Annotated in this window: 21 protein-coding genes and 1 pseudogene; 13 read left to right on the top strand and 9 right to left on the bottom strand. The window is 72.6% G+C overall.

The genetic code is table 11. The features are described from left to right. Window positions 1-5: 5 nt before the first annotated feature. Both WME73_RS19675 and WME73_RS19670 read right to left on the bottom strand, forming a co-directional pair. A complete protein-coding gene (locus WME73_RS19675; protein ID WP_437746942.1) occupies window positions 6-1,037 on the bottom strand; it encodes an OmpA family protein in 1,032 nt (343 codons plus the stop codon). Between the two features lie 228 nt (window positions 1,038-1,265). Continuing rightward, complete coding sequence (locus WME73_RS19670) at window positions 1,266-2,312, bottom strand: RNA polymerase sigma factor (protein WP_437916715.1); 1,047 nt, start codon at window positions 2,310-2,312, stop codon at window positions 1,266-1,268. A gap of 117 nt (window positions 2,313-2,429) precedes the next feature. On the opposite strand from WME73_RS19670, the gene WME73_RS19665 reads away from it, so the two are divergent. The 4 genes from WME73_RS19665 (at window position 2,430) to WME73_RS19650 (ending at window position 7,610) form a co-directional block, all read left to right on the top strand. Then, window positions 2,430-2,975 (top strand): L,D-transpeptidase family protein, encoded by a 546-nt coding sequence (locus WME73_RS19665; RefSeq protein WP_437916714.1) that lies wholly within the window; start codon window positions 2,430-2,432, stop codon window positions 2,973-2,975. A 105-nt stretch (window positions 2,976-3,080) separates the two neighbouring features. Continuing rightward, window positions 3,081-3,506 (top strand): EVE domain-containing protein, encoded by a 426-nt coding sequence (locus WME73_RS19660; RefSeq protein ID WP_437746939.1) that lies wholly within the window; start codon window positions 3,081-3,083, stop codon window positions 3,504-3,506. A gap of 32 nt (window positions 3,507-3,538) precedes the next feature. After that, complete coding sequence (locus WME73_RS19655; protein WP_437746938.1) at window positions 3,539-4,261, top strand: hypothetical protein; 723 nt, start codon at window positions 3,539-3,541, stop codon at window positions 4,259-4,261. A gap of 691 nt (window positions 4,262-4,952) precedes the next feature. Further along, on the top strand, window positions 4,953-7,610 hold the full coding sequence (locus WME73_RS19650; RefSeq protein WP_437916713.1) for an efflux RND transporter permease subunit: 2,658 nt from the start codon (window positions 4,953-4,955) through the stop codon (window positions 7,608-7,610). A 66-nt stretch (window positions 7,611-7,676) separates the two neighbouring features. Here WME73_RS19650 and WME73_RS19645 read toward each other — a convergent pair whose 3' ends face one another. After that, entirely contained in the window at window positions 7,677-8,150 is a 474-nt protein-coding gene (locus WME73_RS19645) for an SRPBCC family protein (protein WP_437916712.1), read from the bottom strand. Window positions 8,151-8,651: 501 nt separating this feature from the next. Beyond that, the gene (locus tag WME73_RS19640) at window positions 8,652-9,128 is read right to left on the bottom strand and encodes an SRPBCC family protein (protein WP_437916711.1); all 477 of its coding nucleotides are present in this window, start codon (window positions 9,126-9,128) and stop codon (window positions 8,652-8,654) included. Between the two features lie 454 nt (window positions 9,129-9,582). On the opposite strand from WME73_RS19640, the gene WME73_RS19635 reads away from it, so the two are divergent. Both WME73_RS19635 and WME73_RS19630 read left to right on the top strand, forming a co-directional pair. Continuing rightward, entirely contained in the window at window positions 9,583-10,860 is a 1,278-nt protein-coding gene (locus WME73_RS19635; RefSeq protein ID WP_437746934.1) for an AAA family ATPase, read from the top strand. After that, on the top strand, window positions 10,857-11,435 hold the full coding sequence (locus WME73_RS19630) for a hypothetical protein (protein WP_437746933.1): 579 nt from the start codon (window positions 10,857-10,859) through the stop codon (window positions 11,433-11,435). Before WME73_RS19635 ends, WME73_RS19630 begins: the two co-directional genes overlap by 4 nt. A gap of 115 nt (window positions 11,436-11,550) precedes the next feature. Here WME73_RS19630 and WME73_RS19625 read toward each other — a convergent pair whose 3' ends face one another. Both WME73_RS19625 and WME73_RS19620 read right to left on the bottom strand, forming a co-directional pair. Continuing rightward, window positions 11,551-12,585 carry a hypothetical protein gene (locus WME73_RS19625; RefSeq protein ID WP_437746932.1) on the bottom strand — a complete coding sequence of 345 codons (1,035 nt, stop codon included), beginning with the start codon at window positions 12,583-12,585 and terminating at the stop codon, window positions 11,551-11,553. Continuing rightward, window positions 12,566-13,555, bottom strand: coding sequence for a hypothetical protein (locus WME73_RS19620; protein WP_437746931.1), 990 nt, complete (start codon window positions 13,553-13,555; stop codon window positions 12,566-12,568). The genes WME73_RS19625 and WME73_RS19620 overlap by 20 nt, the downstream gene beginning before the upstream one ends. 349 nt (window positions 13,556-13,904) lie before the next feature. Here WME73_RS19620 and WME73_RS19615 point away from each other — a divergent pair, with 349 nt between their 5' ends. The 5 genes from WME73_RS19615 (at window position 13,905) to WME73_RS19595 (ending at window position 17,510) form a co-directional block, all read left to right on the top strand. Continuing rightward, window positions 13,905-14,249, top strand: a complete 345-nt coding sequence (locus tag WME73_RS19615) for a hypothetical protein (protein ID WP_437746930.1) — start codon at window positions 13,905-13,907, stop codon at window positions 14,247-14,249. A gap of 146 nt (window positions 14,250-14,395) precedes the next feature. Beyond that, a complete protein-coding gene (gene bufB / locus WME73_RS19610; RefSeq protein ID WP_437746929.1) occupies window positions 14,396-15,253 on the top strand; it encodes an MNIO family bufferin maturase in 858 nt (285 codons plus the stop codon). After that, complete coding sequence (locus WME73_RS19605; RefSeq protein ID WP_437746928.1) at window positions 15,237-16,142, top strand: HvfC/BufC family peptide modification chaperone; 906 nt, start codon at window positions 15,237-15,239, stop codon at window positions 16,140-16,142. The genes bufB and WME73_RS19605 overlap by 17 nt, the downstream gene beginning before the upstream one ends. A gap of 9 nt (window positions 16,143-16,151) precedes the next feature. Further along, on the top strand, window positions 16,152-16,583 hold the full coding sequence (locus WME73_RS19600; protein WP_437746927.1) for a secondary thiamine-phosphate synthase enzyme YjbQ: 432 nt from the start codon (window positions 16,152-16,154) through the stop codon (window positions 16,581-16,583). 177 nt (window positions 16,584-16,760) lie between these two features. Then, window positions 16,761-17,510 carry a lysophospholipid acyltransferase family protein gene (locus WME73_RS19595; RefSeq protein ID WP_437746926.1) on the top strand — a complete coding sequence of 250 codons (750 nt, stop codon included), beginning with the start codon at window positions 16,761-16,763 and terminating at the stop codon, window positions 17,508-17,510. 109 nt (window positions 17,511-17,619) lie between these two features. Here WME73_RS19595 and WME73_RS19590 read toward each other — a convergent pair whose 3' ends face one another. Further along, the gene (locus tag WME73_RS19590) at window positions 17,620-18,483 is read right to left on the bottom strand and encodes an SGNH/GDSL hydrolase family protein (protein WP_437916710.1); all 864 of its coding nucleotides are present in this window, start codon (window positions 18,481-18,483) and stop codon (window positions 17,620-17,622) included. 113 nt (window positions 18,484-18,596) lie between these two features. On the opposite strand from WME73_RS19590, the gene WME73_RS19585 reads away from it, so the two are divergent. Continuing rightward, window positions 18,597-19,976: a M50 family metallopeptidase gene (locus WME73_RS19585; protein WP_437916709.1), complete on the top strand. Its 1,380-nt coding sequence runs from the start codon at window positions 18,597-18,599 to the stop codon at window positions 19,974-19,976. A gap of 18 nt (window positions 19,977-19,994) precedes the next feature. Next, window positions 19,995-20,450 (top strand): dUTP diphosphatase, encoded by a 456-nt coding sequence (dut, locus tag WME73_RS19580; protein ID WP_437746923.1) that lies wholly within the window; start codon window positions 19,995-19,997, stop codon window positions 20,448-20,450. Between the two features lie 6 nt (window positions 20,451-20,456). Here the strand turns inward: dut and WME73_RS19575 are convergent, their stop codons facing one another. Both WME73_RS19575 and WME73_RS19570 read right to left on the bottom strand, forming a co-directional pair. Further along, window positions 20,457-21,365 carry a LysR family transcriptional regulator gene (locus WME73_RS19575; RefSeq protein WP_437916708.1) on the bottom strand — a complete coding sequence of 303 codons (909 nt, stop codon included), beginning with the start codon at window positions 21,363-21,365 and terminating at the stop codon, window positions 20,457-20,459. 662 nt (window positions 21,366-22,027) lie between these two features. Continuing rightward, window positions 22,028-22,909 (bottom strand): annotated as a pseudogene (locus WME73_RS19570) (serine/threonine-protein kinase); the annotation flags it as partial. Between the last annotated feature and the right edge of the window lie 43 nt (window positions 22,910-22,952).

Raw genomic sequence — 22,952 nt, 5'->3', positions numbered from 1 at the left:
AGCGCCTACTTCACGCTGGCGGGCTTCGTCTCGGCCGGCTTCGTGTCCGCGGGCTTCGCCGCGGCCGGCTTCGTGTCCGCGGGCTTCGCCGCGGCGGGCGCGGCGGGGGCAGGCGCGGCGGCGGCGGGCTGCGCTGCAGCCGGCGGCGCGGCGGCGGGCGCCGGTGCGGCAGGCGCAGCGGCGGGCTTCGCGTCCGCGGGCTTGGCGGCGGCCTTCGGGTCCACCGGCTTCGCGTCGGAGGCCTTCGCGGCGCCCTTCGGCGCGGTCGCGGGCACGCCGGCCGGCTTGAGGCCCTTGGTGGCGACCGCGGCGCAGGCGAGCTCGACGCCGGTGTCCTTGCCGTCGAGCCGCATGATCTTGATCTCGACGCGGCGGTTCTTCTCCTTCGCCTCCTCGGTCTCGCCCGGATCGGTCGCGCAGTGCGCCCCGTAGCCGGCGGCCCGCACGCGGTTCTTCTCGACCCCGAGCGCGGTGAGCGCCTTCACCACCGCCTCGGCGCGCTTCTTCGTGAGCGTCACGGTGGCGGCGTCGTTGGCGAGCTTCTCGGAATAGGCCGCGACCTCGACGAACTGGATCTCCGGATGGTCCTTGAGGACCTGCGCGATGTTCGCGAGGAGCTCCTGCGACGCGGGCTCGATATCGGGCTTGCCGGCGGCAAAGGCGATCTTCTCGTTGAGCTTCACCTCGTTGCCGAGCAGCGCGACCCGCGGGACGTCCGGACAACCGTCGTCGTCCTTGTAGTTGTTCTTGACCTCGGCCTCGGTCGGGCACTTGTCGGCATCGGCCACGAGGCCGTCTCCGTCCGGGTCGGTCGACTTGCAGCCGTCCTTGGCGTCGGGCGGCAGGCCGTCCTCTTTCTCGGCGACGCACTTGTCAGCGCCGTCGTCGAGCACCCCGTCCGCGTCCGCGTCAGGGGGCGGCGCAGGCGGCGCAGGCGGCGGCGGCGCGGGCGGCGGTGCCGGCGCCTTCGCGGTCTGCTGCTGGGGCTCAACCGCGCAGCCGGCGCTCGCCGCGAGCAGCGACACTGCGAATGCCATTCCAAGCCATCTCGTCGTTCGCATCTCCTGGACTCCTCTCCTTGGCGTCGTTGATGGCGCCGAGCGCCAGCGTGTTTAGACGACTACGCCGGAAACTGCGAGATGGATTCGTACGGCGGCGCGCGCCGCTCCCCCTCGGCAGCGCGTCGGCCCCCCGCTCCGGAGGCGACGGCGAACCGTCGAGTTCGGCTCGATCTCGGCGCGTCGTTCGCCCCTTGGCGCGAGCAGCTAGAGTTTCCCCGACGGGAAATCCATCTCGTCGGCCTTCGATTTCGGCGCTGCTTTCCTCGACTTGAGCATCTGTTCCTTGAGCATCTGCTCCGCGGGCACCGACGAGGTGGGCTTCTGTGCGGGCGGCGGCGCCACCTTCGGGCGAGGCTTCGGCGCGGGGCGAGGGTTGCTCTCGTCCTTCTTGTCGGGCTTCTCGTTGACGGGCGCCGGGGCCTTCTCCGTCGGCGCGCGGAGCGCCTCGAGCGCGCGCTCGCGCGCCGCGGCGACCTCCGGCGCGTCGCGGCCCGCCGGGTCGAGCCGATCCGCCTCGTCGAGCTGGTCCAGGCACCGGCGGAAGGCCGCCTCGTCGCAGGCGCGCAGCGCGTCGGCCCGCAGCGACCGCGCGCGCTCCAGCGCGTCGAGCGGCGAGGGCGGCGCGATGGGCGGCGAAGGCCCGTCGGGCGGCGCGCTCGGCTGCGGCTCGGGCAGGGGCGCGATCAACGGCGCGTCGCTCGTCGACCGCAGGAGCCGGGCGACGATGATCGCGAGGATGGCCAGCGCCGCGACCGCGGCGAGCTCGGCCATCCAGCGCTCCCGCATCCATCGCCGCATCCGCGACACGCGCTGCCGCACCCGGGCGGCGGGCACCTGCTCCTCGGCGGCGATGCTCTCGAGCTTCTCGCCTTCCCCTTCCCGGGCCATCCACGACAGCGTCTGCCGGGCGTCGCGGCTCGCGGAGGCCTGCTCTTCCGCCCAGCGCGCCAGCTCGCGCGCCTCGACGGGCGGCGGTCCGACCGGCAGGTCGGGCAGCTCCGTCGCGGCCTCCCGCGCCGAGCGCCGGTGGTGGTCGGCCACCTTGTGGCGCGCGATCCCGAGGAGCCAGCGCCGGAGCTCCGTCGGGTCGGCCGGGCGCCCCGGCGACGCGAGCGCGTCGCAGAGGACCGTCTGCACCACGTCGTCGACCTCGCCGCTCGGGACGCGCCGCCGCACGAAATCCTCGAGGGCTCGGCGGAGCCCCGGCTCTGCCAGGGGGTTCGTCGCGGGGCTGCGGTCCTCGGTGGTCATCGGCGTGCTCATCGACCCTGCATCGCGCCGCGGCCGCGGAGTGTGACGCGCCCGATCGAGAATACTGCAGGCCTCGACCGGGCGTCACACTCTCCAGCCCGGCGCCGACGGTCGGGCATGCTCCTCAGGCCCCCTCTTGTCCTCGCCGCGGCGTTGCTCGCCGCTTCCCTCACCCACACGGTCCCCTCCCTGACCGCCGCCCAGGGCGGTGCCCCGCCGGTCACCGAGATCCGGATCGACAAGAGCGAGCACACGCTCGATCTCGTCGCGGGCGGCAAGATCGTCCGGTCCTACCGGGTCGCCCTCGGGCCGGGCGGGCCGGGGCCGAAGCGCTACGAGGGCGACAGGCGCACCCCCGTCGGCACGTACCGCGTCGCGGGCCGCATCAACGGCCTGTTCCATCGGTTCCTGATCGTCAGCTACCCGAACGAGGAAGATCGCGCGCGCTTCGCCGAGCTCAAGCGGCGCGGCGAGGTCCCGCCGGGCCGCGGCGTCGGGCACAGCATCGGCATCCACGGCGTAGGGAGCGGCGGTGGGCGACAGCCCGCGGGCGTGCACAAGGAGAGCGACTGGACGCTCGGCTGCATCGCCCTCGACGACGACGAGATTGACGAGATCGCGCGTCGAACGCCGGACGGCGCCAAGATCGTGATCACCGACTGAACGGGCGGTGCTAGGGTAGCCGGTCAAATCGACGGGCTGTCCGTCGAGGATGAGAGCGCGACGGCGAGGCCGGCGCCGCCCTCGCGCCTGCCCTGGAGATCGTGCATGTCTCGCCGTTACTGGCTGATGAAGAGCGAGCCGCAGAAATATTCGTTCGCGCAGCTCGTGCGCGACGGCCAGACGATGTGGGACGGCGTCCGGAACTTCGAGGCCCGCAACAACATGCGGGCCATGAAGCAGGGGGATCTCGTGCTCTTCTATCACTCGAGCGAGGGCAAGGCGGTCGCGGGCGTCGCGCGCGTCAAGCGCGAAGCGTACCCGGATCCGACGGCCGACGCCGACGAGGACTGGAGCGTGGTGGACATCGAGCCGGTCGCGCCGCTCAAGGTGCAGGTGAGCCTCGACACGATCCGCGGCGATGAGTCGCTGGCCGAGATCTCGCTCTTGAAGCGGTCGCGGCTCAGCGTGGTGCCCGTCTCGAAGGAGCACTTCGATCGGGTGCTGAAGCTGGGCAAGACCAAGATCGCTTGACGCGCGGACCCGGGGAAACGACTAATCCCGTCGTGAACCTCCGCCCCGGAGCCCGACCCCTCGCCGTCTTCTTCCTCGGCAGCTTCCTCGCCAGCGCCGCGTGCGGCGGCCCGCCCGTGCCGTCCCCGATCGACGGGGAGCCGATCTGCCCCGATTTCGAGATCGGCGCGACGCGCGCGCACATGCGCGGGAGCCTTCGCTTCCCGGTCACGCTGACGGTGCGCGAGGGCAAGGAGCCGATCACCCGGACGACGCTCACCGGGCGCCGGTCCAAGGACGATCCGCCGAGCCGGATCCTCCTCTCCGACGAGGACGCCGAGTACGAGATCGAGTGGGCCCAGTGCGAGAACCAGCGCGCGCCCCGGACGCGCGTGGTGGCGCGCGAGTCGAAGGACGCCGCGGAGTACGCGTGCGGCAACGCGACCGTGTACAAGACCGACAAGCTCGTCACCCGGAAGGGCGACGCCGCGTCGCGCGCGGTCCACTTCGCGGCGCCCCCGAAGCCGGAGTGCTGGGAGAGCGAGCTCCCGCCCGCGCCCCCGCCGCCCGCGCCCCCCGCGGCACCCGACCAGCCGCCGCCGGACGCGGGCGCCGAGGCCGACGCGGGCGCCGCGCCGGTGGACGCGGGCGCGCCCCGAGACGCGGGCGCCGCGCCGGTGGACGCGGGCGCGCCCCGAGACGCGGGCTCAGGCGGCGCTGCGAAGCCTCGCCGCGCGGGGGCCGCGGACGCCGGCACGACCCCGCCGGGCCCCTAGTCCGCCCGCCAGAGGTCCGGCCCGGGATCCGGAGAGAGTTTTCAACGCAAAGACGCAAAAAAGAACAGATTTTTGTATTTTCGCGTCTTTGCGCTCTTGGCGTCTTTGCGTCGAATCTCTCTTCGTTTGCGAGACAGATCCCTGGCGGGATTTGTGGCACGCGGAACCAGGGCCTGTTCGTATACCTCATGAGGCGATCGATCGGCGGGCCTGGCCGCCGGCGACACCCTAGCTGCCTTGGCCCGTGCGCGACGCGAGCAAGGCTTCACAGGCCCCCTCCGATCGCGCGAGGCCCGCGGGAGAGGCGTCGTAGGGGAGCGGACTCGACACGGGAGGCACGCCGGGCGCCCATCCCTGGAGGCAATGACGTCGAGAGCCGGCCACGAGCTCCCTGTAGTGCCGCTTTTTCGCCCCGCGATGCGGGCGATCTCGTGATCGATCAGGCGGCGCACGAGATCGTCGTTGCGCATCCCGAACACCGCATCATGGTCAGCGGGGCCGTGGGAGCGCCCGCGGGCCCGGCGCGCCTCCGCGGCCACCTGGACCTCGGCGGCGCGCCGTCGCCGCGCCGCACACGACCGCTGTTCTCCGGGGCGCCCGTTCCCTAGAACGTGGTCCACCGGCGCTTTCACCCCGGCGCTTCCACCGTCCTTCCAACGTCCCTTTCCGCCCCGGAACCACACACCGTCTCATGTCCGCTCCGCCCATGCCACCGCCTCCGGCGCCCCGCCCGTTTCCTTCCCCTGATTCCCCTGATTCACACGAAAGCTCCGGTGAAGCTCCCCGCGAGCCCTCTCCCCGCCTCGCGCCGCCCTCGTCGCGCGGCGGCGGGCTCGCGTCGCGCCTCGCCGAGCTCCAGGTGAAGCGGCCGGCGCTGCCGCTGCTCGCGACCGGGATCCTCACCGTCATCGCCCTCTTCCTGGCGACGCGGCTCCATGTGCTGACCGGGTTCGAGTCGCTGCTGCCGGCGTCGCGGCCCAGCGTGCAGGAGCTCGACCGGGTCGCGGCCAAGACGGCCGGCGTCTCCACGCTCTTCGTCGTGCTCCAGGGCGGCGAGGGCACGCCCACCGCCGCGCTCCAGCGGGCCGCGGACGCGCTCGTCCCGGAGATCGAGAAGATCGGCCCCCCGTGGGTCGGCAGCGTCGAGGACGGGGTGCACGAGGCCTACCGCTTCCTCTCGCCGCGCGCCGGGCTCTACGTCGACCGCGACAGGCTCACCAAGCTCAGGGACGACATCGAGGCGCGTTACGCCTACGAGGTCAACAAGGCGACGGGCGCGCTGCTCGACGACGACGAGCCGCCCCCCGAGGTGAGCGCCAGCTCGATCGAGCAGAGCCTCGGCCTCCAGGGGGTCGACACGGGGCGCTACCCCGACGGCTACTACCAGTCGAAGGACGGCAAGACCGTCGTCGTCGCCATCCGCTCGAAGGTGATCGCCAGCGATTTCGCCGCCGGCTCCGAGGCGATCCGGCGCGTGAGCGAGGTCGTCGAGCGCGTGCGCCCCGCCTCGTTCGAGCCCGGGATCACCTACGGCCTCTCCGGCGATCTTCAGACCGGCATCTCCGAGTACGCGGCGATCAACGAGGACCTGACCGACGTCGGCGTCGCGGGCGCGGTGCTCATCGCCGCTGTCGTGTTCCTCTACTACCTGCGCCTGCGCACGCTCGTCGCCATGCTGATCACGATCGGCATCGGCGTCGCCTGGACGTTCGGCGCCACCCAGCTCGCGCTCGGTCACCTCAACATGGCGACCGGGTTCCTCTTCTCGATCGTCGCCGGCAACGGGATCAACTTCGGGATCATCTACATGGCGCGCTACCTCGAGGCGCGCCGCGGCGGCGCGAGCCTGCTCGAGGGCGTGCGCGTCGCCCAGCGCGAGACCTGGCTGCCCACGCTCACGGCCGGCTGCGCGGCCGCGGCCGCCTACGGCTCGCTGGTCGTCACCGAGTTCCGCGGGTTTCACGACTTCGGCCTCATCGGCAGCGCCGGCATGGTGCTCTGCTGGATCGCCACGTTCGTCGCGCTGCCGAGCATCCTCGCGGTGATGGACCGGATCGTCCCCCTCGAGCAGGAGTCGCCGGGCCTGCTCGGCAGGCTGCGCCGGCGCGCCCAGGGCGGCGTCGCGTTCGGCGCGCCGTTCGCGCGGCTCGCGTCGCGGAGCCCCGTCACGCTCACGCTCGCGGGCCTCGCCCTGGCCGCGGCCGGCCTCGTCGCCGCGGTGAGCTACGTGCGCGCCGATCCGATGGAGTACAACCTCCAGAACCTCCGCAACGACGAGGGGGCCCGCGCGGCGCAGATCCGCCTGAGCTCGCTCGCGGAGGAGATCACCGGCTACGTCGGCACCGACGGCATGGCGATCCTCGTGGACCGGCCCGAGCAGGTCGAGCCGCTCCGCGCCGCGCTCTACGCGAGGCGCGACGCGGCGCCCGAGGGCGAGAAGCCGTTCAAGGAGATCTACGCGCTCCAGGATCTGGTCCCGCGGGATCAGGCGGAGAAGCTCCCGCTGCTCCAGGAGATCAAGGATCGCGTCCTCAGGGCGCGGAAGCGCGGCCTCGTGAGCGACGAGGACTGGCGCCGCATCCAGGCGGTCATCCCGCCGGACGATCTCGCGCCGTTCGGGATCGACGATCTGCCGGCGGGCGTGGCGCGCGCCTTCACCGAGACCGACGGGACGCGCGGGCGCATCGTGTACATCAGCCCGATCACGCCCGAGAGCGTGCACGACGCGCACTACCTCTTCCGGTGGGCGGACGCGTACCGCGAGACGCGGCTCCCCGACGGCAGCGTCGTCCGCGGCTCGGGGCGCGCGGTCATCTACGCGGACATGTGGGCGGCGGTCATCGACGACGTGCCGCCGGCGGTGCTCTTCTCGCTGGCCGCGACGGTCCTCGTCGTGCTCGTCGCCTTCCGCGGCGGCCGCCCGGCGTTCGCGGTGCTCGGCGCGCTGCTCGTCGGCGTCTCGTGGATGGCGGGGTTGCTCGTGCTGATGGACGTGAAGCTCAACTTCCTGAACTTCATCGCCTTGCCGCTGACGTTCGGCATCGGCGTCGACTACGCCGTGAACATCGTGCAGCGGTACGCGCGGGAGGGCGCCGGCGGCGCGCTGACCGCGGTGCGCGAGACGGGCGGCGCCGTGATCCTCTGCAGCCTCACGACGACGCTGGGCTACCTCGCCCTGGTCCGCTCGCAGAACTACGCGGTGCGGAGCCTGGGCGTCGCCGCGGTCATCGGCGAGCTCGCGTGCCTCTTCGCGGCCGTGCTGGTCTTGCCCGCGGCGCTCGTCTGGCGCGACCGGCGGCGCCCGAAGGGCGAGGAGGCCTTCCTCGCGGTCGGCCGCCCCACGACCTGAGCGCGCCCGGCGTGCAGTGCGCTCGGGCGGCCGCCGTGCCGCGATGTTCGTGGCGCGGCGGCAGGATCACGCAGCGCGGCGGCGCTTCGCGAAGTACGCCTTGATCGCCGCGACCTCCTTCGCGGTGAGCGCGGCGATGGTCGGGACGACCTGCGCGGGATCGTGACCTGCCGCGACCCCGAACTCCCGTGGAAACTCGAGGAAGGTCTTACCCGGCTCGGTCGTGATGCGCCGGAGCCGGTAGGTCCCGGTGTATCGTTCGATGCCGAAGAGTTGACCGTAGAGCCGGTAGGTGACGGTGTGCTGGGTCTCGGAGCGCGCGACCACCTCTTCCAGCGAGCTTTCCCCCGAGACGAGCGTGAATGCGAACCGCGAGGGCACCTTCTCCGCGGAGCCGCCCTCCACGTAGCCGTACTCCTTGACGTTGTCCCCGAAGACGACGGGGATGAGCTTCGTGATATCGCGGACCTCTTGCCAGACCTCCTCGATGGGGGCGTCCAGCACCGCCGAGTCGTAGACGTGATAGCGCGCTTCGATCATGGCTCCTCCCTCCTCCCGATGCCGCGAGCGCGACAACGCCATGTGCGGCGGAGCGATGCTATCAGGGGAGGTCGCAGCCTCTCGAGCGCGCCCTCGTCACAGGGGCGTGCGCACGGGAAGGCGAAGCGCGCCGCGTGGACGGACGGCCCGGGTTGTCGCGCGGCAGCAGGCCCGAGCCCTGGCCGCCCCCAGCGGAGTCGATCCGTTGCAGACCCCCGGCGGCAGGCCCCTCGCGCGCACTCGATCCGTTACAGACCCCCGGCGGCAGGCCCCCCCAACGGTTGCGATCCGTTGCGGCCCCCCGGCGCCGCCCCATCCCAACGGATCGGATCCGTCGCGACCCCTCGGCTCCAGCCCCGCCCCACGGTTGCGATCCGTCACGCTCCCCCGACGCCAGCACTTCCCGACGGACGCGATCCGACGCCGGCCCCTGCTGCCATCCCTCGCCGAACCGTGGGTGCTCCACCCAGGCCCCGCTTGCTCGACCGGGGCTGCCGCGCATCACACGGAGCGGCGGCGCTGCGCGAAGTGCTCCTTGATGGCGACGATCTCCTTCGCGGTGAGGGCCGCGACCGACGGGACGACCTTCTCAGGCTCCTGGCCCGGCGCGACGCCGAACTCCCGGGGCCACTCGAGGAACGTCTTGCCCGGCTCGGTCGTGATGCGGCGGAGCCGGTACGTCGCGATGTACCCCTCGATGCCCAGAACCTGCCCGAGCAGCCGGTACGTGACAGAGTGCTCGGTCTCGGATCGCGCGACCACCTCCTCCACGGCCTTGTCTCCCGACGGGTGGAGCGTGAACTCGAAGCGCGACGGGATCGTCTCCGCCGAGCCGCCGTCCACGTAACGGTAGTCCTTGACGCCGTCACCGAAGACGATCGGCAGGAGCGTGACGATATCGCGGAGCTCTCTCCAGGCCTCCTCGATGGGCGCGTCGAGCACCGCTGAATCGTAGACGTGATATCGGGCTGCGAGCATCGATGGTCCTCCCCGCGGTGTCGCACGAGCGCGACGTCCTTCCGCGCAGCGGTCGATGCTACCAGATCGTCCCGCTCCGCCGCGACCGCGCGCCCGTCACCGCGCCGCGCGCACATCCGCGCAGCAGCGCCGCGCTTGGCCTCACGACGACGCTGGGCCGCCTTCCCCTGGTCCACGCAGGGCCGTGCCGTGCGGAGCCTCGCTGGCTCCAGTGCCCCGGCGGCGCAATTGAACGGCTCGTTCCCCCGCGGCACCGCGCGGTCGGACGAAGCCATGCAGGAGCGCCTTTTCTTGCCTTTTCCCGCGCGACCCAGCAGATCACGCGTTGCCATGGTTACGACGCAGCCGATGGAGCTCCTCTGCAAGAAGGTCTGGCACGTCTTCCGCGCTCATCCGCTCGCGACCCCCATCGGCCACGGCCCGAACGAACCACGGGCGACCGAGAGGGGCCGCGATGCTTGAGAAGCTGGAGCTGCACGACACCGGACCGGCGCCCGCGATGGCGTTCGAGCTCGCGCCGCGGCTCAACCTCTTCGCGGGCGACAACGGACTCGGCAAGACCTTCGTGCTGGATGTCAGCTGGTTCGCGCTGACCGGCACGTGGCCCGGCTATCCCGCGGCGCCGCGACGCGGCCCAGCGGTCAAGCCAGAGATCGTCAGGGAGACGCGTGACGGGGAGGTCGTGCATCGGGTCTCATCGTCGTTCGACTTCGAGGAGCAAAACTGGCACACCGTCTATCCACCCGGGGCCTCCAGGCGCTCCGGCCTCGTCTTCTACGCCCGGGTCGACGGCAGCTTCTCCGTGTGGGACCCGCTTCGACCAGCGGGGCACCTGCAGTTCCCGCTCGGCGTGAAATCGATGGGACCCGTGCCGGGGTTTCACTTCACGCCCGGCCAGATCTGGAACGGGCTCACCGCGGACGACTACGACGGCTCGGTGCTCTGCAACGGCCTGATCCGCGACTGGGCCACATGGCAGCTCCAGCGTGGCAGCACGCTGGAGCTGCTGACGCGTGTGCTGGAGGTCCTGTCGCCGAATCCTGGGGAGACCCTCCGCCCCGGAGCAAGCACGACCCGCGTCTCGCTGCATGACGTCCGCGACATCCCGACCCTTGACATGCCCTATGGCAGTGTCCCGGTGTTGCTCGCATCCGCCGGGATGAAGCGGATCCTCTCGTTCGCCTACCTCCTGGTCTGGATGTGGCGCGAGCACGTCGAGGCGGCGAGGCTCCGGAACACCGCGCCGGAGCGGAGCTTGGTCGTGCTCGTCGACGAGGTGGAGGCTCACCTGCACCCGCAGTGGCAGCGCGTGATCCTGCCCGCGCTGCTCCGGGTGTCCCGTGAGCTCGAGGCGTCCATCGAGACCCAGCTCTTCATCACGACGCACGCGCCGCTGGTCCTCGCGTCCGCCGAGCCGCACTTTGATGAGGCGCGCGACGCGCTCTTCCTGTTCGATCTTGACGGGGCTGAGGTCACCGTGTCGAAGCCCGCATGGAAGGCGCGCGGGGACGCCTCCGCATGGCTCACGTCCGACGTGTTCGATCTGGCGCAGGCGCGCTCCGTCGAGGCAGAGAAGGCGATCCTCGACGCCATGGCCGCGATGCGGCGGCCGAATCTGCCGATTGAGGACGTGAAGCGAATCCACGAAGAGCTGCACGACGTGCTCAAGGACACCGATCCCTTCTGGGCGCGTTGGCTCGTCAGGGCGCGTCAGGCCGGGCTCACGCCGTGATCCACGTACCTCTCCAGCCGGAGCCTGCGCGCTTCGACGCGCTCGTCCGGCAGCCCGGCCTGCGCGCCCTCGCCGCGAACGCGGAGCACCTACCCCCAACCTGGCGGGAGTGCCTGGACGACCTCCGCGATAGCTACCGCAGCATCTGCGCCTATCTGTGCGTGCTCGTTCCGCGAGGCACCGGCGCGCGCTCGGTCGATCACGTCGCGCCGAAGTCGAAGCGCCGCGAGCTCGCGTACGAGTGGAGCAACTTCCGCTTCGTGTGCTCGCTCATGAACGCGCGCAAACGCGATTTCGACGACGCCCTCGATCCGACCGAGATCCCCGACGGATGGTTCGTCCTGGAGCTCTCGTTCCTCCAGGTGCTCCCAGCGGAATGCCTCCACGATGAGGTGCGCGAGCGTGTCCAGGCAACCATCGAGCGACTGAAGCTCAACGACAGGGAGTGCATCGCCGCACGGGAGCTGTACTACACGCCGTACCTGGAGGGACGGCTGCCGCTGGAGCTGCTCCAGGAATGGAGCCCGTTCGTTGCCAGGGAGGTCGTCCGGCAGGGACTGGCCGGGCGGGAGTAAAGCGCGAGGCGCCACGGGCTCTGCGCCTCCCGTCTCACCGGCACCAGCGCCCCTCCGGCTTGCCGGACAGTGGCATCGTCGCCGCCCGTCCGGCAGCCCCCGGCAGCGCGCGCCGTCACAACGGCGCGCGCAGATCCGAGCAGCAGCGGACGCCGGTCGAGTAGTCGAAATACGTGAAGTCGTGCGACGCGACGCGCGCCATGCACCCCTCGCGTGTCGCGCGCGCATAGAACCCGCCGACGAACGTCCCCTCCGGATCGTCGATCCACTCGTCCAGATTGCCCACCATGTCGGCGACCGCATCGTCCTCCCATGCGCTCGCGCACGTCGCGGTCTCGCCCGTCCGCCGCAAGAGCGGCGCCCCGGCGACGCGCACCAGGTTGAGCCGAGGATCGCTGTGCCCGAGCGTCACGTCGCGGTGGAGCACGCCGGCCGGGTGGTGCTCGCGGAACACGTTGCACCGCCCGTCCGCGTAGGTCGGCCCGTACGGGAACTGCTCGTCTCGCTCGCCGCGGCACGCCGTCCGCCACTCGTCGAGCGAGCAGAGCCGCTTGCCCGCGTTCCGGCACGCGAGATCCGCCTGCGCGCCGGTCGTGTAGCCCTGCGGGAGCACGCCCTTGCGCGACACCGCGCGTGGCTCGAACTCGCGCTGCTTCTGCCAGCCGGGCAGGAGCGGCAGCTCCATGCGGCGCGCCTCGTCGTCCCCGAGCTGCAGCCGCATCTTCGACCACACGCGCTCGACGGACGCGGCCGCCTGGCGCGACGGAGGATAGAACGCCGAGATCTCGAGCCCCGTCTCCTTGTCGAGCAGCACCGCCTCGTAGCGATCGACGCAGAACCGGCGCGCGATCCGCACCATCTCCGGCGGACAGCGCGGCTCCGCCGGCGGCGCGAGCGCCCTCGGCCCCGGAGGCGCCCCCACGAGCGGCGGCGCCACGTCCGCCGCGCCAATTCCCGTGTCCGCCGCGCCAGGCCCCGCGTCCGCCGCGCCGCGCTCTGGCTCCGAGCGGCAGCCCGCGAGCCCCGTCCACGCGAGCGCCGCGGCGCTGACGTAGGCGAAAGCCGCGGCCGCGAGGCGGCGGCAGGCGCGGGGCCGCGTGGAGCGCTCGGCGGATCGCGCCGGCGTCGGGTCAGCGGATCGCGCCGGCATACGGGTCGATGGACGCGGGCTCGCGGCAGAAGAAGCGGCGGAGCACGAGGTAGTGATGGATCGGCAGCAGCCGCGTCTCCTCCTTCATCGACAGCCCCATCCGGCTGATCTCGGCGCCCGGGAACGGCGTCTTCGGATAGCAGCGGACGATCCCGGAGAGCGCCTCGTACTCGTCGAGCAGCCCGAGCACGTGCCCCACCTCGTGGGCGAGCACGGGCAGCGACCAGCCGGCCCGCATCGCGCTGAAGTACGGCGTCCTGCCGCACGTCGGCGAGAGCGGCACCGCAAGGTCGACCCGGAGCGCCCGCGCGCGCGCCTCGTCCGCCAGCACGAAGTCGAAGTCGTAGCGCACCGGCAGCCCGAAGGCGCGCGCGTCGCGGTTCCAGTACCCCTCGGCCTCGTCCGACCAGCGCGCGAGCAGCGCGCGGATCGCGGCCGGCGTCGCCCTCGCCGTGAACACGCCGGAGCCCGGGCAGGCGTCCGTCGATCCCGAGCGCGCATACGGCGTCCCGCGGCACGCGATCGCGCCCCCGAGCCGGGCGGAGAGCGCGCAGTCGGGCAGCTCGAGCCAGCCCGCGCCCTCCGGCGGGTCGACCGCGATCCGCACGTCGACCTCCCAGGCGCCGCCGCGCCGCCGCACGAGGTAGCTCATCGGGCCGAAGAAGAGGCCGTAGTGCGGCATCACCCCGGCGATCCGCCGCTCCCCCTCCGGCACGTCGCCGCGCGCCCCGGAGAAGACGCGGCGCGGAGCCGGCCGGCACAGGTACGCGTCCTTCGCGATCGCGTCGGCCAGGATGTCCCGGAACGTCGCTTCCCGCCCTTCGAGGATCGCCCCGCTCATCGCCTCGAGCTCGGCGGCGATCGCCTCGACCGGGAGCTCGCGCCCGGAGGCCGCATCACCCGCCGCGCCGGCCCCCGCGCGCGGAGCCCCCCCGCAGCCGGACGCCCCCAGCGAGAGCGCCGCGAGCACGGGGAGCGCCCCGCGACGCGGGTGGACGAGGACGCGCCACGGCGCCGGCGCGCCGCGCTGGACGCTTTGTCTTGCGCCTGCCGTCCGGAGGGAGTTACGTCGTGCATGGAACGCTGCACGCTGGCCGCGCGCCCCAGCCGCACAGGCTACGCCGCCGGACGCCGTGCACGCAGGGGGGGCTCGCGTGGGCGTGGAGGTCAACCCCGCTCACTTACGGGGAGTTGAATGAAGAATCAACGCGTCCGAAGTGAAACCGTGGAACCAGCCGGGCGTAGTGACGCGTAGCCGATGGGCTCAGCGCGGTCGAGAGGCCGGCGAGCCCCGACGGGCTCCAGCGCGCGGGCGCGCCATGCTGGCGAGGCGCGCGGTGGGCTCGGTGATCGCGACGAAGACGAGCGTGGAGGATCAGATGACGATCGACATGGGCAAGACGTTGGCGTTGACGGCGGTGTCGGGCATGGTGGCGGGCCTCGCGGGCTGCGCCTCGTCGCCTCCGCCCGCGCCCGAGACGGGCGCCGCCCCCGCGGCCGATGCGCCTCCGGCCGCGGCGCCGGAGAACGCCGCGAAGGCGTGCTGTGCCGGCAAGAACGAGTGCAAGGGCAAGGGCGGCTGCAAGAGCGAGAGCCACGCGTGCGCCGGCCAGAACGAGTGCAAGGGCAAGGGCGGCTGCAAGCCGGCCGACTGCTCGTCGTAGGTTCGGCGCGCCCGGCCCGGCGGAATCCGGCGGATCCGCCGGATCCGCTGGGCCGTCGGGCCATGCCACGCGGATCCGCCGGATCCGCTGGGCCGTGAGGCGCCGCGGCGCATCCCTCCACCCCTGAGCAAGGCTCGCGGTGAACCATGGTGAACCCCGAACGGATGCGGCTGGGACTCCCCGACCTCGGCGTCGGCGTCGGGCTGCGCATCCCGCACTACCGGCACATCTTCGAGCACCGGCCCCGGGTCGACTGGTTCGAGATCATCAGCGAGAACTTCATGGTGGACGGCGGCATGCCGATCGCCAACCTCGAGCGCGTCCTCTCGAGCTACCGCCTCGTCCAGCACGGCGTCTCGCTGTCGATCGGCAGCACGGATCCGCTCGATTTCGACTACCTGCGCCGGCTGAAGGCGCTGCTCGCCAGGGTGGGCTCGCCCTGGGTGAGCGATCACCTGTGCTGGACGGGCGCGCACGGGATCAACCTGCACGACCTGCTCCCCTTGCCGTACACCGACGAGGCCGTGCGGCACGTCGCGGCGCGGGCGCGGGTGGTGCAGGACTTCCTCGAGGTCCGGCTCGCGCTCGAGAACGTGTCGAGCTACCTGACCTTCACGGCCAGCCGGATGAGCGAGTGGGAGTTCCTCTCGGCGGTCGCGGAGGAGGCCGACTGCGGCATCCTGCTCGACGTCAACAACGTCTACGTCTCCTCGTACAACCACGGCTTCGATCCGGAGGCCTACATCGACGGCGTGCCGCACCACCGGATCGTGCAGTTCCACCTCGCCGGCCACACGCACCAGGGCGCGTACATCCTCGACACCCACAGCGATCACGTGGTCGACGCCGTGTGGGCGCTCTACCGGCGCGCGGTCGCCCGCGCCGGCGACGTCTCGACGCTGATCGAGTGGGACGACGACATCCCCTCGTTCGAGGTCCTCGCCGCCGAGGCGGAGAAGGCGCGGGCGATCCGGCAGGAGGTGGCGCGTGCGCGCGCCGCCTGACCCCGCGCCCCCGGCCGGCCTCGCCGCCCTGATGGGCCAGCTCACCCGCATGTTCACGGCCGGCGCGCCGCTCCCGGACGACGCCGAGCTCGCCGGCCTGTGCCGCGAGCACGTCGCCGGGAGCGAGCGGCTCGCGCCCGCCGAGCAGGCCGACATCTACCGGCGGCAGTTCTGGCTGCGGCACAGGGACGCGCTCCGCGAGGACTACCCCGCGCTGGCGCACGTCCTCGGCGACGACGGCTTCGACGCGTTCGCGAGGGCCTACCTCGCGGCGCACCCGCCCGCGAGCTTCACGCTGCGCGACCTCGGGCGATACGTCGCCGATTTCGCGGGCGCCCACGAGGGGTTCCCCCCTGCCCTGCGGGATCTCGCGCGCGACGTGGCGCGGTACGAGCACGCCCTCGTCGATCTGTTCGACGGCGCCTCGCCCCCTCCGCTCGATCCGGCGAAGGTGACGGGCATGCCGGCGGACGGCTGGTCCACCGCCAGGATCGTCCTTCACCCGCTGCTCGCGCTGGTGCGGCTCGGCCACCCGGCGCACGTCCTCCGGAGCGAGCTCAAGCAGGGCCGGTCGCCCGCGCTGCCCGCGCCCCGCCCCGTCCGCCTCGCCGTGTTCCGCGGCGCCGATCTCACGATCCGCTTCGAGGAGCTCGAGCCGCCGGCGTTCGCCCTCCTCGAGGCGCTCGGGCGGGGCGTACCGCTCGTCCCGGCGTGTGAGGAGGTGGCGGCCGGAGCCCACGGAGCGGAGGCCTGCGGCGACGAGACGACGGGCGGCGGAGAGGGGGCGGGCGGGGCGCTGGCCGAGCGCGTCGGCGTGTGGTTCCAGCGATGGACGAGCTGGGGGCTCATCGTCGACGTCGTGCCGGGCGCCCGCGCGGAAGGCGGCTAAGATGGCGCGGTGACCACCATCGTCCAGCGCACGCTCGAGATCCGCACGAACGGCCGGGGTTTCGTCGACATCACGCGCGAGGTCGCGGGCGTCGTCGCCGGCGCGGGCGTCGACGTCGGGCTCTGCGCCGTGTTCCTGCAGCACACGTCCGCGAGCCTCATCCTCCAGGAAAACGCCGATCCGGCCGTCCTCCGCGACCTGGAGCGCTGGATGTCCCGCCTCGCCCCGGAAAGCCGCGAGTACGAGCACGACGACGAGGGCCCCGACGACATGCCGGGCCACCTCAGGAGCGCCATCACCCGCTCGAGCGAGGTGATCCCGATCTCCGGCGGCCGCCTCGCGCTCGGGACCTGGCAAGCCCTGTATGTCTGGGAGCACCGTAGTTCTCCCCACGCGCGCCGTGTGGTAGTGACCGTGACCGGCACCACAGCCGGGGGTTGAGTGGTATACTTTGCGGCGTTCGCGTACGGACGCGCAGTGGACGAGTGCTGGATGAGCCCTGGATGAGCTCGGCGCCCCTCGGGGCCCGCTTGCCCGCCGCGTACGGCAGGGCCTGCTCGGTCGTCAGCGCGCCACGCGATCCCCTCACCTTTCAGCGGAACCAGCGGGAAGAGAGCGATGAGCCTTCAGACGACGTTCATGGGAATCTTCGACACTGCCCGGATCTGCTTTCCGACCGTGGTGGACGCGATGATCGGGCGTGTGACCCTCGAGCGCTGCGATGAGCGGCTGGACTGGTGGGCGCGCAAGGTGCTCGAGGACGCGGACGTGGATCTGGTGGTGCGCGGGCGCGAGCACGCCTCGGGCGCGCGGCCGTTCGTCGTGATGTCGAACCACCAGAGCCTCTTCGACATCCCGGTGGTGTTCCGCGCGATCCCCGGGCGGCTCCGGATGATCGCCAAGAAGGAGCTGTTCAACGTGCCGATCTTCGGCCAGGCGATGAAGGCGGCGGGGTTCATCCGGATCAACCGGAGCGATCACGTCCAGGCCAGCGCGAGCCTGCAGGTGGGCGCGTCCATGCTGCAGGACGGGACCCGGGTCTGGATCGCGCCGGAGGGGACGCGGAGCAAGACCGGCGCGCTCCTCCCGTTCAAGAGCGGCGGCTTCCGGATGGCGATCGAGACCAACACGCCCATCCTCCCGGTGGCGATCGACGGCACGCGGCACGTGCTCCGGGCCAAGGATTTCGTGGTGCAGGAGCACCACCGGGTGGTGGTCACGATCATGCCGCCGATCGATCCGGCGCCCTACGGCGCCGGGGGCCGCAACCGGCTGATGCGGGACGTGAGGGCGGCGATCGCAGGGGCGCTCGGCCACGATCCTGGGCTGGTCCACCGCGGCGCGGGCGTCGCGACGTCGGCGGCGTAGGGCACCGGCCGGTGGGGGTACTTGGCCGAAGGTGATGTCTTTGGGCGCCTTGGCGGTCCCATGATTCCGGCAGGGTGGAGGCATTCCCCCGTCAGCCGTTCAGCTCGGATCACTCCGACCGCCGCTCCGACACCTGTTCGCCCGGCTTGGCCGCGCTCTCCGGGGCCTCCGCCCGGGAGCGGTGCTCCTCCGGCGGAGACGGCCGGAGCGCCCAGGGGCCGCGCGCCAGCGCCGCCCCGCCTTGGTCCCCGCCGGCCTGGAGGTGCTCCGCCGTGAGCCAGCTCCAGAAGGCCTCGGCCCAGCGCGCGCCGCCGACCTCGTTCGGGTGGATCTTGTCCTTCTGGCGCGGGAGGGGGCCCGGCACCAGCGCGTCGGAGTCGAAGAAGCGGCACGGGGCCGAGTTCGTCCGGATCACGTCGATGATGCCGGTGTCCTTGCGCCAGAGCGGCGGCGACACCCACACGCACGGACGACCGCCGATCGCCTTGACGATGCGGCGGATCGCGCCGGCGTGGGCCGGCGGGTTGACGTTCTCCACCTCGTTGGCGCCCAGGCTGATGATCACGAGGTCCGGCTGGTAGTTCGCTACCAGGAGCTCCATCCTGGAAGCCCACGTCACCGTGTACGAGCTGGTCTCTGCCTTCACCGCGTAGCGCACGCGGTGCTCCTGCATCCTCGGGCGGAGCGCCTGCGCGAAGCCCGCCACCGCGAACGAGTCGCCGACGTGGAGGACCGCCGTGTTGGGCGGAACCGCAAACTCGGGGGGCGCGGCGGCCAGCGGCGCGGCAGCGGCCTCGACCGGCGCGGAGGCCTCGGGCGGGCGGGCGGCGGCCGGCGCGGAGGCCTCCGACGGCGGCGCGGGCGTCGGCACGGCCCCGGGGGATGGCGCGGGCGCCGGTGCGGCGCCGCACGCCATGCCCGCCGCGGCAACCCCGGCGAGCGCCCATCTCCTGACCCGGATCTCCCTGCCCATGCTCGCTCCCGGCGCCGCGTCCGCGCGGCCGCGTGCGCGGCGCGCACTCTACGGCCGGCCGCGTCCGCACGGCAATCATTGAGCGAACGGCCCGCACGGCTTATTACATGCGCATGAGCTTCCGTCTGTTTGGAGTCTCGGTCGACGTCCAGCTCGGGTTCTGGCTCTCCGCCGCCTTGCTCGGGTACGGAATCCTGGCCAGTCAGCAGTACCAGCTGTTCCTCGTCTGGATCCTCGTGGTCTTCCTGTCGGTCCTGATGCACGAGTTCGGCCACGCGCTCGCCATCAAGCGGCACCGGATCGAGCCGGAGATCACGCTCCACTTCATGGGCGGGACCACGACATGGCGCTCGCTCCTGCCCCTCGGGCGGCTCCAGCACGTGCTGATCAGCCTGGCAGGCCCCTTCGCCGGCTTCCTCGTCGCCGGGGTCCTCCACCTCGTGCTCAGCTATGTGCCGGCGCTCTACGCCCTCCCGACGCTGGTGCTGAACGGGATGGAGATGCTCATCAAGGTCAACGTGTGGTGGGGCGTCCTCAACCTGATCCCCGTGCTCCCGTTCGACGGCGGCCACGTCCTCGAGCACGCGCTCGGCCCGCGGCGAGCCCGGCTGACGGCGGCCATCTCGGGTATCGCCGCCGTGATCCTCGCCATCTTCTTCCTGAGGGCGGGGTTCTTCTTCTTCTCGTTCATCCTCGTCATGTCCGCGTTCCAGAGCCTGCAGCGGTTCCGCAGCGAGCCGGCGGTGCCGTCGCCCTCCGTGAACCGCCGGCGAGCGGAGTTCCAGGAGGAGTCGATGCCGCCCGAGACGGCCGTCCTGCTCCAGCGGTCGCGCCGGGCCGTGGAGGACGAGCGGACGGGCGAGGCGATGGCGCTCTCGGCGGAGGTGCTCGCGCAGTCGCCGGCGCCGCCGAAGCGCGCGCTCCGGGAGGCGCACGAGCTCATCGGCTGGTCGCATCTGCTCCTCGGCGATACGAAGCGCGCGGGGGAAGCGCTCGCGCAGGCGCGCAAGCAGGGCGAGCCCGACCCGGCGCTGGTCGGCGCGATTCACCTCGCGCTCGGGGAGCTGAAGCAGGCGCGGAAGGTGCTCGAGGCGGCCCGGGAGGCCGGCGACGACCGGAAGGAGGTCGCGGGCCCGCTGATCCGGGTGCTCGTGGAGCAGGGCGAGGCGGCGCGGGCCGCGGCCGTGGCGCTGGACATCGTGGAGCAGCTCTCGGAGGACGACGCGCGGAGGATGGCGGAGATCGCGTTCGAGCGCGGCGCGTTCGACTGGTCGGCGCGGCTCTACGAGGCGATCTTCCGCCGCGTGGGCCTCGGCGAGGACGCGTACGGCGCGGCGCGCGCGAGCGCCAAGGACGGGAACCTCGAGGGGGCGCTCGATCTGCTCCGGCGCGCGGTGGAGGCCGGGTTCTCGGATCGGGCGCGGGCGTGGTCGGACTCGGCGCTCGAGGCGCTCCGGGGCTCGGCGCTCGAGGCGGTGCTGCCGCGCCCGTGACCGGCTAGGCTCCGCCGCGTGCGCATCCAGGTGCCTTTCCTCCGCGTGGGGCCGATCGAGGTCCCTCCCCCCGCCTACCAGTCCGAGGGAGCCGTCGGGCTCGATCTCTGCGCGGCCATCGAGGCGCCGGTGACGCTCGCGCCCGGGGAGCGGAAGCTCGTGCCCACGGGCTACGCGGTCGCCCTCCCCGACGGTCACGAGGGGCAGGTGCGGCCGCGCTCGGGGCTCGCGCTTCACCACGGCGTCACCGTGCTGAACAGCCCCGGGACGATCGATCCGGACTACCGCGGGGAGATCAAGGTCGTCCTGATCAACCTCGGCGCAGCGCCGTTCACGGTGCACCGCGGCGATCGGATCGCCCAGCTCGTGATCTGCCCGGTCGCCCTCGCGGACGTGGTCCTGGTCCCCGCGCTCGCGCCGACGGCGCGCGGCGCGGGCGGCTACGGATCGACGGGCGTGCAGCGCGAGGAGTGACAGAGCTCACAGCGACCTGAGCTCGTCGATCAGGAAGCTCCACACCGCAGCGACGCGGGGGACGTCGCGCAGGGCGCGGTGGCCGACGAGCCAGAGATCGTCCGTGGGCCACTCCGCCGCGCTCGGCTCGAGCGCGCTCGCGAACCTCAGCGGCGCGAGGGCATGCACCTCCAGGTACGGCTCGGGGACCAGCAGGGCGCCGAGCCCGATCTCCGCGGCGGTGAGCTGCGAGACGAAGAAGCTCGTGCGCAGGGCGATCTCCGCCCCGGGGGCGTGGCGCGCGAGCCAGCGCGCCGCCGGGAAGCTGGTGAGGTCGCGATCCCAGGCGATCCACGGCACGGCGTCCCACGCCTCGACGGGGCCGGCGTCCTCCACGAGCTGCTCCGAGGCGGCGGCGACCCAGCGGGCCGACGCGAGCTTCGTCACGACGAGGTCGGCGCCCTCCGGCCGGATCGAGCGGAGGGCGAGGTCCGCCTCGTGCCGGGTGAGATCGAGCACGCGGACGGATGCGTCGAGCTCGACGCGGATCTTGGGGTGGAGGGCGCGGAGGCGCGGGAGCCTCCGGACCACGAACGAGTCGGCGAAGCCCGGCGCGACGCTGAGGCGCACGACGCCCTCGGCGTCGGCCTCGGCGCCCGAGGCGTCGCGCGCGAGGCGCCGGTGCGCGGCCTCCATCGCCTCGGCGGCGGGCAGGACGAGCTCGGCGACGCGCGTGGGGACGAGGCCGTCGCGGGTGCGGTCGAAGAGGCGCGCGCCGAGCGACGCCTCGAGCGCCGTCAAGCGGCGGCTGACGGTGGACGTGTCGAGGCCGAGGCGCGCGCCCGCCTGGCCCAGGCTCCCGTGCCGATGGACGGCGAGGAAGACGCGGACGTCGTCCCATCGCGTGTCGCCCAGGTCCTGCGGCTTCGCGGGCATGGGCTGCGCTAGCGGTCCGACGAGAACAGCCGGAACACCGCGATCCCGATGCCCAGGACCACGAGGCCCACCGCGACGTGGAAGAGCCCGATCGGGCCCACGCCGCCGATGGGGCCCACGCCGATGCGCTGGCCGCCGAAGAGCAGCGAGGCGGCCGCGAGATCGAGGAGGGTGATGACGAAGCCCGCGCCGGCGAGCCGCACGGGCAACGCGAACATCGCCATGAGCTCCCCGGTGCTCAGGCTGGGGCGCGCGGGCGCGCGCTCCACCATCGGGGGCGGCATCCTCGACGGCGCATAGGACGGCCGCGCGAAGGGCGCGGGCGCGGGAGGAGACCAGTCGAGCGCGAGCGGCACGACCGGCTCGGTGGGGAGGCTGTGCGGCAGCAAGCGGCCGCCGCCGCGCTCCGGCAGGTGGAGCTCCCGGGCCGTCGCCTCCGCGAACGCCGCCGGCGCCGCGAGGGCGGTGCCCTGGAGGAGATCCTGCGACCGCGTCGATCCCGGCGGCGAGGGCGATGCGGGCAACACCGAGGAGCGGACGCGGGCGGCGGCCGGCGCGTGGCTCCGGCTGGGCACCGCGATCGGCGGAGCGCTCCTCGGCAGCCCGAGCGCCTGCTCGACGTCGTCCCAGAACGCACCGATGTCCCGGAAGCGCTCGCGCGGATCCACGGCCAGCGCCCGCCGGAAGGCGGCCTCCAGCGCGTCGGGCACGAAGATGCCCTCGCTCCTCGGCGTGGGGCGGCGCTTCTCGTCGAGCACCGTGCCCATCATCGCCACGTGATCCCCGCCGATGATCTCGCGGCCGGCGAGCGCCTCGACGACGGTCACGGCGAGCCCCCAGACGTCGGTCCAGGGGCCCGTCTTGCCGAAGCGCTTCGGCGCCCACTGCTCGGGCGCCCCGTAGGCGGGCGTGAACGCCGTCGAGAGGCCGCCCGACGTGGTGGCGGTCTGGCCGGCCATGACCGTCGCGGCGTCGCGGGCGCGGGCGATGCCGAAGTCGAGGATCTTGACGACCTCCGCGCCATGGATCTGGGCGAGGAAGATGTTCGCCGGCTTGAGATCGCGGTGCACCACGCACGTGGGGCCGCTCGGCCCGGGGAAATGGTGCGCCGCCTCGAGCGCGCGCGCGACCGGCGCGAGCAGCCGGATCACCTCCCCCGGCGCGAGCTGCGGCGCTCCCATCGCCGCGCGGGAGGCGATGTGGCTCGCGAGCGTGCGGCCCTCGAGCCACTCCAGCGCGATGAACGGCACGAAGGCGCCGGTCGCGGCCGAGATCACGTCGTGGTGCAGCGGCCTGACGACGGCGGGGATCGCGGCCGACAGGCGGAACAGAAGTTCCGCTTCCTCACGAAATTTTTCAAGAAATTGCACGCGCAGCTGCTCGGGCAGCGTCGCCGGGACCTTGAGGCACTTCAGCGCGACCGGCGCTCGAAACGCCTCGTGGTACGCCCGATAGACGACGCCGAACCCACCTTCGGCGACGACCCGCTCTACCTTGAACGCCCCCTGGGTCGTGCCGACGATCCCGAACACGTCATCGGCCATCCGCCCGAGGGTACACGAGCTCGACGAGGCTTCGAAAGGGCGC

This window comes from Sorangium sp. So ce302 (assembly GCF_051530145.1).
In the GTDB taxonomy this organism is placed as follows: domain Bacteria; phylum Myxococcota_A; class Polyangia; order Polyangiales; family Polyangiaceae; genus Sorangium; species Sorangium cellulosum_B.
Note: the sequence above shows the minus strand (reverse complement) of the source record. Positions and strands in the feature narration are given on the sequence as shown.